Below are 7,879 nucleotides of genomic sequence, written 5' to 3' on the forward strand. Positions count from 1 at the left end.
CCCGTGATGTCGAGCGCCTCGTTGAAGCCCTGCGCGATCTTCACCGCTTCCTGACCGGTCATGCCGTCGGCCACGAAGAGGATTTCGTCGGGCTTGATCGCCGCCTTGAGCTTCTTGAGCTCCTCCATCATATCGGCGTCGATCTGCAGGCGACCGGCGGTGTCCACGATCACCACGCGCTCGCGGTTGCGCGTACCCTGCTCGATACCGGCCTTGGCGATCTTCACCACATCCTGCGTGGTGCGATCGGCGTAGACGGGCACGTCGAGCGCCTTGCCCAGCGTCTCGAGCTGATCGATGGCCGCTGGGCGATACACGTCGGCCGCCACCAAGCGCGTGCTCTTGGCCTCGAGCTTGAGCTTGCGCGCGAGCTTGCCGGCCGTGGTGGTCTTACCGGAGCCCTGCAGGCCGACCATCATGATGATGGTGGGCGGCACGGAGCTCATGCGCAGCCCTTCGCGCCGCTCGCCGAGCATGGCGGTGAGCTCGTCGTGGACGATCTTCACCAGCTGCTGCGCCGGCTGCACCGTCTTGAGCTGCAGCACGCCGACCGCCTGCTTCTCTACCTTCTCGAGAAACTCGCGGGTCAGCGCAAAATTGACGTCGGCTTCGAGCAGGACGCGGCGGACCTCGCGCATCCCCTCCTTGATATCGGCTTCGGTGAGGACGCCTCGCCCGCGCAGCTTGGCGAAGACGCTCCCGAGTTTGTCTGTGAGCTCGTCGAACATACCCGGTAAGGTAATCGAAATGCCGGCGGCGGAGCGGCCGGGTCCGAGACCCCATTTTTTGCCGGGGGGGTGACGGACAGGGCCACCCACGACGCAACTTGCGTCGGAATCACGCGTTGCCCCCGTTTCGCGCCTCCCTAGATTGGCCGATTCCGGATCACGCTGTCACTCTCTTTGCCAGCCCCGTGTCATCACAGAATCCGCGCTATCCTGCCATCACCATGCCCCGCGGCCAGCGGAAGGAGGAGATCCTTCGCGCGGAGCTACCCCCGACGCTGCCCCTGATGGCGCTGCGCTCGACGATCGTCTACCCGTTGGGGACGATCGCCGTGCAGATGGGGGCCCCGGAGAACCTGGCGCTGCTGCGGGCCCACGAGGAGTCCGGGCTGGTGGTGGCCCTCGTGGTGGCCTCGGGGGACGGGGACGATGCCATCGACCCGAACCGGTTCGTGGGCAAGGTGGGCGTGGCCGCCCGGGTGCACGAGCGCATCAACCTCCCCGGCGAGACGGTGCAGATCACCCTGCAGGGGCTGCGCCGCATCACCATCGATGCGATCGATCAGCTGGAGCCGTACGCGATCGCTCAGATTCAGGGGGCGCGGGAAACCCCGCCGGATGCCGCGGAGCTCGACGAGCTCGTGGCCCGCACGGTGACGGCCGCCGAGACGCTGGCCGAACTGGTGGACCGCATCCCCAACGAAGTCCCGCAGATCCTCAAGATGAACGTCTCCGACCCGGGGCGTTTCGCGGATCTGGCTGCCACCAACATGAACCTGCGTATCGCCGACAAGGAGGAGGTGCTCCAGCGCCTCGACATCGGCCAGCGCATCCGCTTCATCCTCTCCCGACTCGAGCGCGAAGTCGCCCGCGCGCGCGTGATGGAGGACGTGAAGAAGCAGACCGAAATCAAGATCGAGCAGCACCAGCGCGAGTTCTACCTGCGCCAGCAGCTGCGCGCCATTCAGGCCGAACTCGGCGAGGCCGACCCGAACGAAAAGGAGTCGGTGGACCTGCTGCGCCGCATCGAGGAAGCGCACCTTCCCGAAAAGGTGGCCGCCGAGGCCCGTCGCGAGACCGAACGCCTGCGCATGCTGTCGCCCGCCTCGAGTGAGTACCAGGTGCTGCGCACCTACCTCGATTGGGTGCTGGCCCTGCCGTGGCATACGCGTAGCGCCAACGACCACGAGATCCTGCTCGACAAGGTCGAGGAGGCCCTCGACGACCGGCACTACGGTCTCGACGAAGCGAAGGAGCGCATCATCGAGTACCTCGCCGTGCGCAAGTTGCGCGGGGGCGATCCCACCGGTCCCATTCTCTGCTTCGTCGGCCCGCCGGGCACCGGCAAGACCTCCCTCGGCGAGGCGATCGCGAAGAGCATCGGGCGTGCGTTCTACCGCATCTCGGTCGGTGGCGTGCGCGACGAGGCCGAGATCCGTGGGCACCGCCGCACCTACGTGGGCGCGATGCCGGGCATGCTCATTCAGGCGCTGCGTCGCGTCGAAGTGCGCGACCCGGTGATCATGATCGACGAAATCGACAAGATGTCGAGCGGTGGGTCGTCGGGTGACCCGACCGCGGCGATGCTCGAGGTGCTCGACCCGTCACAGAACACCACGTTCGTCGATCACTATCTCAACCTGCCGTTCGATCTGTCGAGTACGCTGTTCATCTGCACGGCCAACAACCTGTTCGACATCCCGGGCCCGCTGCGCGACCGCATGGAGGTCATCCGCATCGCCGGCTACACCATCGAGGAAAAGGTCGAGATCGCGCAGCGCTATCTCATCCCCCGGCTCCTCGAGGACCACGGGCTCACCGAGCAGGACCTGCACATGTCCGAGCAGGTGCTGGGCTTCATCACCTCCCGCTATTCGCGTGAGGCGGGACTCCGCACGTTCGAACGCTCCATCGCGCAGCTCATGCGCAAACGCGCGCGCGCGAAGGCCGACGGCGACGAAAGTGTGTGGGAGATCAGCGTGGCGCGCGCCGAGGAGCTGCTTGGGGCCCCGCGCTTCTCGCAGGAGGAAGCCGAGAAGGAGCCCGAGATCGGTGCCGTCACCGGCCTCGCGTGGACGAGCACCGGTGGTGAGCTCATGACCATCGAGGCCCTGCGCATGCCCGGCGTGGGTAAACTCACCGTCACTGGCCAGCTCGGCGACGTGATGCGCGAGAGTACCGAGGCCGCCTACTCCTTCGTGCGGTCGCGCGCCGGTACGCTCAACATCGCCGACAGCGAGTTCCGGGAGAGCGACATGCACCTGCACTTCCCGGCGGGCGCGATTCCCAAGGATGGGCCGTCGGCGGGCATCGCGGTCACACTGGCGCTCGCCAGTGCGCTCTCGCGCCGTCCGGTGCGACGCGACCTCGCCCTCACGGGCGAAGTGACCCTACGCGGCAAGGTGCTCGAGATCGGCGGCGTGAAGGAGAAGGTGCTCGCCGCATATCGCGCCGGCCTGCGGGAAGTGATTCTTCCCAAGGGCAACGAGAAGGACGTGCGTGACGTGCCGCAGGAAGTGCGCGAGAAGATGGCCTTCACCTTCGCCAGTACGATGGACGAAGTGCTGCATCTGGCCCTGCTCCCGCACGCCAACACCCATCCGGCCGACAAGCCGGAGAACACCCCGGCACCCAGCGGCCGCAAGTCGCGCACAGTGGCGGCCGACCTGCGGTAACGCACGCCGTTTCTTACGCGAGCAACTTCCCGACCCCGTAGAGCAACAGCCCCACGAGGCCGCCCACCAGGGTGCCGTTGATGCGGATGAACTGCAGATCGCGACCGATCTGCAGTTCGATTTTGCGGGACGTCGCATCGGCATCCCACGCGGCTACGGTGGTGGCGATGAGCGTGGCGACCTCCTCACGCGCCTGCTCCACCGAGTAGGTCACGAGTTCCACCACCCAGCCATTCACCTTCTCGGCCAGCGCCGGATCCTCGAGGACCTTGTGCCCGAGGCCGGCGAGCCAGCGCTCCAGCTGGTCGGGTTCTGCCTCGGTTTCCTCGGCGAGCTTCTCCGCGTACGTGGCCAGACGGGACTTCACGTCGCTCCACACCTCCCGCGAAAACTCCGCCACCCCCGGATGATCGAGCAGGTCGAGCTTGATCTGCTCGGCGCGCGCCATGGTGGCCGGGTTCTCGCGCAAATTCGTCACGAACCGGTCCACCGCCTCGTCATAACGCCGGCGCAGCGGATGATCGGGGTCGGCTGCCACCGCCACGAGCGTGCTCTCCACGCCGTTCACGATCTTGTCGCCCAAACGATTCTCCACGGCGCCCGGCACCCACCACGGGCTCTCCTGCTTGATGCGCTCGCGGATCATCGCCTCGTTCTCGTCGAGGAAGCGCGCGGCGAGACGCAGAGCATCATCGAGCAGCGCCTGATGGCGTCCGTCAGCGGTGAGCAGCTCGAACGTCTTGGCGGCGAGGGGTGCGGCCTGCATGCGACGCAACCGCGAGACGATGCCGCGGTCCACGAGCTCCTGCACGTCCTCATCCCGCATCACGCCCACCGCCCCACTCAAGCCGTGCGCAGCAGCACGCGCCAGCCGGCGGCTGTTCTCAGGGCGCGCGAGCCACTGCGCGGCGCGCTCGCCGAGCTTCATGCCAGCGAGCTTGCCGGCCACCACGTCGCGCGTGAGAAAATTGCGCTGGACGAAGTTGCCGAGAGCGGCACCGATGCGATCCTTGCGCGACGGCACGATGGCCGTGTGCGGAATGGGGATGCCGAGCGGGTGCCGGAAGAGCGCCGTGACCGCGAACCAGTCGGCGATGCCACCCACCATGGCCGCCTCGGCGAATGCTCGCAGGTAGCCGAGCCACGGATAGCGGGCTTCGAAGAAGCGCGCCACGACGAACACGGCCGCCACCACGACGAGCATGAGGGTGGCCACGCGCTTCATCTGCACCAGCCGCACACGACGGACTTCGTCGTCGGGGGTGATGCGCAACGCCGCCGGCAGTGTCACATCGGGCGGGGGGCCCGGTGGCGACGCCGCGGCGGCGGACGAGTCGGGAGTAGTGGGTACCGTCATGAACACCTCTCGGCCAGGTCACGACCGCCCGGCATCGAGTGTCAGCGGCCGCTGGCGTTGCCGGCGGCCGGGCTGTCGATCGTGATGCGCGCGGGATCGATGGGAGCGGACGCCCCTGCAGGGAGATCCATGTAGATCACTACGGGTTTCCCGCCCACCTGTTCCAAACTGATGGTGACCGTCCGGGCCGTACGCTTGGGCGTGGCCGGCGCATCGTACCGGCGGGTGGTGCTGCCGGCCGGGACGTCCTGCTTACCGAGCTCGTAGCGGCGGCGAGCGGCATCACCCATGGCGTCGAGGAAATCGGCCGCGTCCACCGGCGAGTCCCACACCGAGGCCCACACGAGTGCGTTGCCCTGCGGGAGCTTGATCACGGCATAGCGATCGCCGTCGACGCCGATCGCCGCCCGGCGCGCCAACTCATCGTTACGCAGGTACTGCACCAGGGCTAGACGTGTTTCGAATTCGCCGAAGGTGTTGCTGTAGAACACCGTGCCCGTTTTCGGCGCGGGCAGGGTCACCTTCGTTGGCAAGTCGCGCGTAGCGGCACTGCCGCTGAAATACGCCGAGTCGTTGAGGATCTGCTTGGTGCTCACCGGCAGATCGGTGAGCAGTTCCTTCTCGGGGCGCGCATTGATGAAGCGCCGCACGAAGTCGGCGCCGCCGAGGTACGGGAACAGCAGCCCTTCGCGCACCGCGCGCGGAGCCGACGCGAACACGGGCATACCCACCGAGCCGTCGCGAATCATGTCGCGGATGCGATCCCATCCGCCCGGCATCTTGAGCATCGGACCGGCATTGGCGTCGATGCGGAGCTGCATGAACACCGCCTGTCCCTCGAGCACGGACTGCGCCGCAACTTGCCGGTCTCCGTCGTCCGTTTGCGCCTGGATGGAGTCGACGCGGATGTACTGGTCCTGCAGCGCATGCACAAGCTCATGCGACACCGTCTGGTTGAGCAGCGCCTCCGGGGCACCGTCCACCACATACAGGACCTTGGTGGCGGGATCGTAGTAGCCCACGATCTGCTCCTCGAGCAGACGCTGCAACAGCCCACCGAGATTCATGGTGTCAGGGATGAGCCCGAGCAGCTTGTAGACGGCCTCCTGCCCCGCCACCTGCTGCTTTCCACGCTCACTCTCGAGCTGCTTGCGCACGAATACGGCGACCTCGTCGCGCGATCGCGTTTCGAGCTTGGGGGGCGTCTTGAAGGGCAGCCCCATCTCCCGCTCGATCTTCGGCACCACCTCGGCCACAAGATCAGCGAAGGGGCCCTCGCCAGCCTTGGGTTTGTCACCACAGGCGGCGACGAGGCCGGCACTGGCGCATACGGCGAGCGCCGCGGTGCGGAGCCGCGGCGTACGAGAAGTGAGCATGTTGGGCAGGATCAGGCGGAAAACGCGCGCTCGATATACCAGCGAATCAGCGCATCACCCCAAAGCAAGGTGAGCAGCGCGGCGGGCGCAAGGAACACACCAAAGGGGACATCGGGGAAGGCGAACTCCTCGCCCCGCTTGCTGGCGCGGATCTTCACGATCGGCCCCACGATGAGGAGGAAGGTCACCGACCCCACGAACGCCCCCATCACTATGGTGAGCAGCGACCGCTCGGCACCCACGGCCGCGCCGACCACCGCCATGAGCGTCGTGTCGCCGAACCCCATCGCCTCGCGCTTCATGATCACTTCGGCGATCCAGCCGATGATCGTGATGGCCCCCGCCCCTACGCACGCACCGAGAATGGCCGGCCACGGGGTGACGAAGTGCGAGGGCTCGTCGAGAAACACATTCACGATGGCGAACAGCATGACCATGATCAGCCCCGATACGGTGAATCCGTCGGGAATGAGGTAATGCTTCGCGTCGGTGACGGCGATGCCGAAGAGGAGCGTGGCGAACGCGGCCACGCGCACGGCCTCGAAGGTGAAGCCGAGGAAGGAGAAGGCGACGACCCACCCGAGCCCAACGAGCACTTCCACCAGCGGATATTGCAGTGAAATGGGCAGCGCGCAGCCGGCGCACTTGCCGCGCAGGATGAGCCAGCTGAGGACCGGAATGTTCTCGTACGATTTGATGGGGCGTTCGCAGCGCGGGCAGCGGGAGCGTGGCGACACCACACTCAAGTCGAGCGGCCAGCGGGCGATGCACACGTTGAGAAACGAGCCGAATGACGCCCCCACGATGAACACGGGGATCAGCACCATGAGCAGTTCGGTCATCGTGAGATGCCCGATCAGCCCGCTGGTGAGCGGGCCAGTGTACTGGATGCTCTCGAGGCCCTTGGTACCGATCGGCAGGTTCCCTGACATGTCTTGCATGTCGTCAGGACGACTGAGCCACGGCAGACGCCACGGGGGGCGCAATGGCAGGCGCTACGCGGAGGGCATAGAGCACGATTCCCGCCGCCACGGCCACATTGAGCGACTCCACCCCCTCGGCCATGGGAATGCTCACGGTGCGCTGGACCGCTCCAGCCACATGCGCCGACAGCCCCGCGCCCTCGTTGCTCACCACCACGGCCAGGCGGTCCGGCAGGCTCAGCGGATCAACCGCGGGGAGCGACTCCCCGTCCATGTCGGTGGCCCACAGGGCCACATGGTTGGCCTCGAAGAAACCGGCCAACTCCTCCCACGCGAGCGAGTGAACGGGATGCTGGAAGAGCGCGCCCATGCTGCTGCGGACAACCTTGGCGTTCCAGAAGTCCACCGTCCCCGGCAGGGCGATGGTCGCCGACACACCAAGCGCGGCGGCCGTACGCACCACGGTCCCCACGTTCCCCGGATCCTGGAGGGCGTCGAGCACGAGGTACCGTGCCGAGCCGGCCGGTGGCATCAGCGACGCACTCGGGATGACCGCCACCGCGAGCACCCCCTGCGGCGTATCGGTATCGGCGGCGCTGTCGAGTTCCTGTTCGGTCACCATGTTCACCGGCACCCCCCGCTGCTCCGCCGTGGCGAGCAAGCGTTCCCCGCGCGCGTCAGTACGGAGTACGTCGGTGGCGAGAAGCCCCGTGACCTCCAGCGAAGAGGCGAGCAGTGACTCGACCGTGCGCACCCCTTCGGCCACGAAGCGGTGCTGGCGCTCGCGGGCTTTGCGCCGCTGCAGGTCACGGGCGAGTGTGAG

General features: G+C 67.0%; 6 protein-coding genes. 1 reads left to right on the forward strand and 5 read right to left on the reverse strand.

The genetic code is table 11. The features are described from left to right. On the reverse strand, positions 1-728 hold a 728-nt coding region (locus ACIQ6O_RS10015), incomplete at its 3' end, for a signal recognition particle receptor subunit alpha (protein ID WP_396207643.1). Positions 729-913: 185 nt separating this feature from the next. Here ACIQ6O_RS10015 and lon point away from each other — a divergent pair. Then, the gene (gene lon / locus ACIQ6O_RS10020) at positions 914-3,400 is read left to right on the forward strand and encodes an endopeptidase La (protein ID WP_396207644.1); all 2,487 of its coding nucleotides are present in this window, start codon (positions 914-916) and stop codon (positions 3,398-3,400) included. Positions 3,401-3,413: 13 nt separating this feature from the next. Here lon and ACIQ6O_RS10025 read toward each other — a convergent pair whose 3' ends face one another. The 4 genes from ACIQ6O_RS10025 to ACIQ6O_RS10040 all read right to left on the reverse strand — a co-directional run. Further along, positions 3,414-4,757: a DUF445 domain-containing protein gene (locus tag ACIQ6O_RS10025; protein ID WP_396207645.1), complete on the reverse strand. Its 1,344-nt coding sequence runs from the start codon at positions 4,755-4,757 to the stop codon at positions 3,414-3,416. 41 nt (positions 4,758-4,798) lie between these two features. Further along, a complete protein-coding gene (locus ACIQ6O_RS10030) occupies positions 4,799-6,133 on the reverse strand; it encodes a hypothetical protein (protein ID WP_396207646.1) in 1,335 nt (444 codons plus the stop codon). An 11-nt stretch (positions 6,134-6,144) separates the two neighbouring features. Beyond that, positions 6,145-7,074: a prepilin peptidase gene (locus tag ACIQ6O_RS10035; protein ID WP_396207647.1), complete on the reverse strand. Its 930-nt coding sequence runs from the start codon at positions 7,072-7,074 to the stop codon at positions 6,145-6,147. Positions 7,075-7,078: 4 nt separating this feature from the next. Further along, a partial coding sequence (locus tag ACIQ6O_RS10040) for a TrmH family RNA methyltransferase (RefSeq protein WP_396207648.1) occupies positions 7,079-7,879 on the reverse strand: 801 nt, incomplete at its 5' end.

Origin of the sequence: Gemmatimonas sp. (genome assembly GCF_044345575.1) — a bacterium.
Taxonomy (GTDB): domain Bacteria; phylum Gemmatimonadota; class Gemmatimonadetes; order Gemmatimonadales; family Gemmatimonadaceae; genus Gemmatimonas.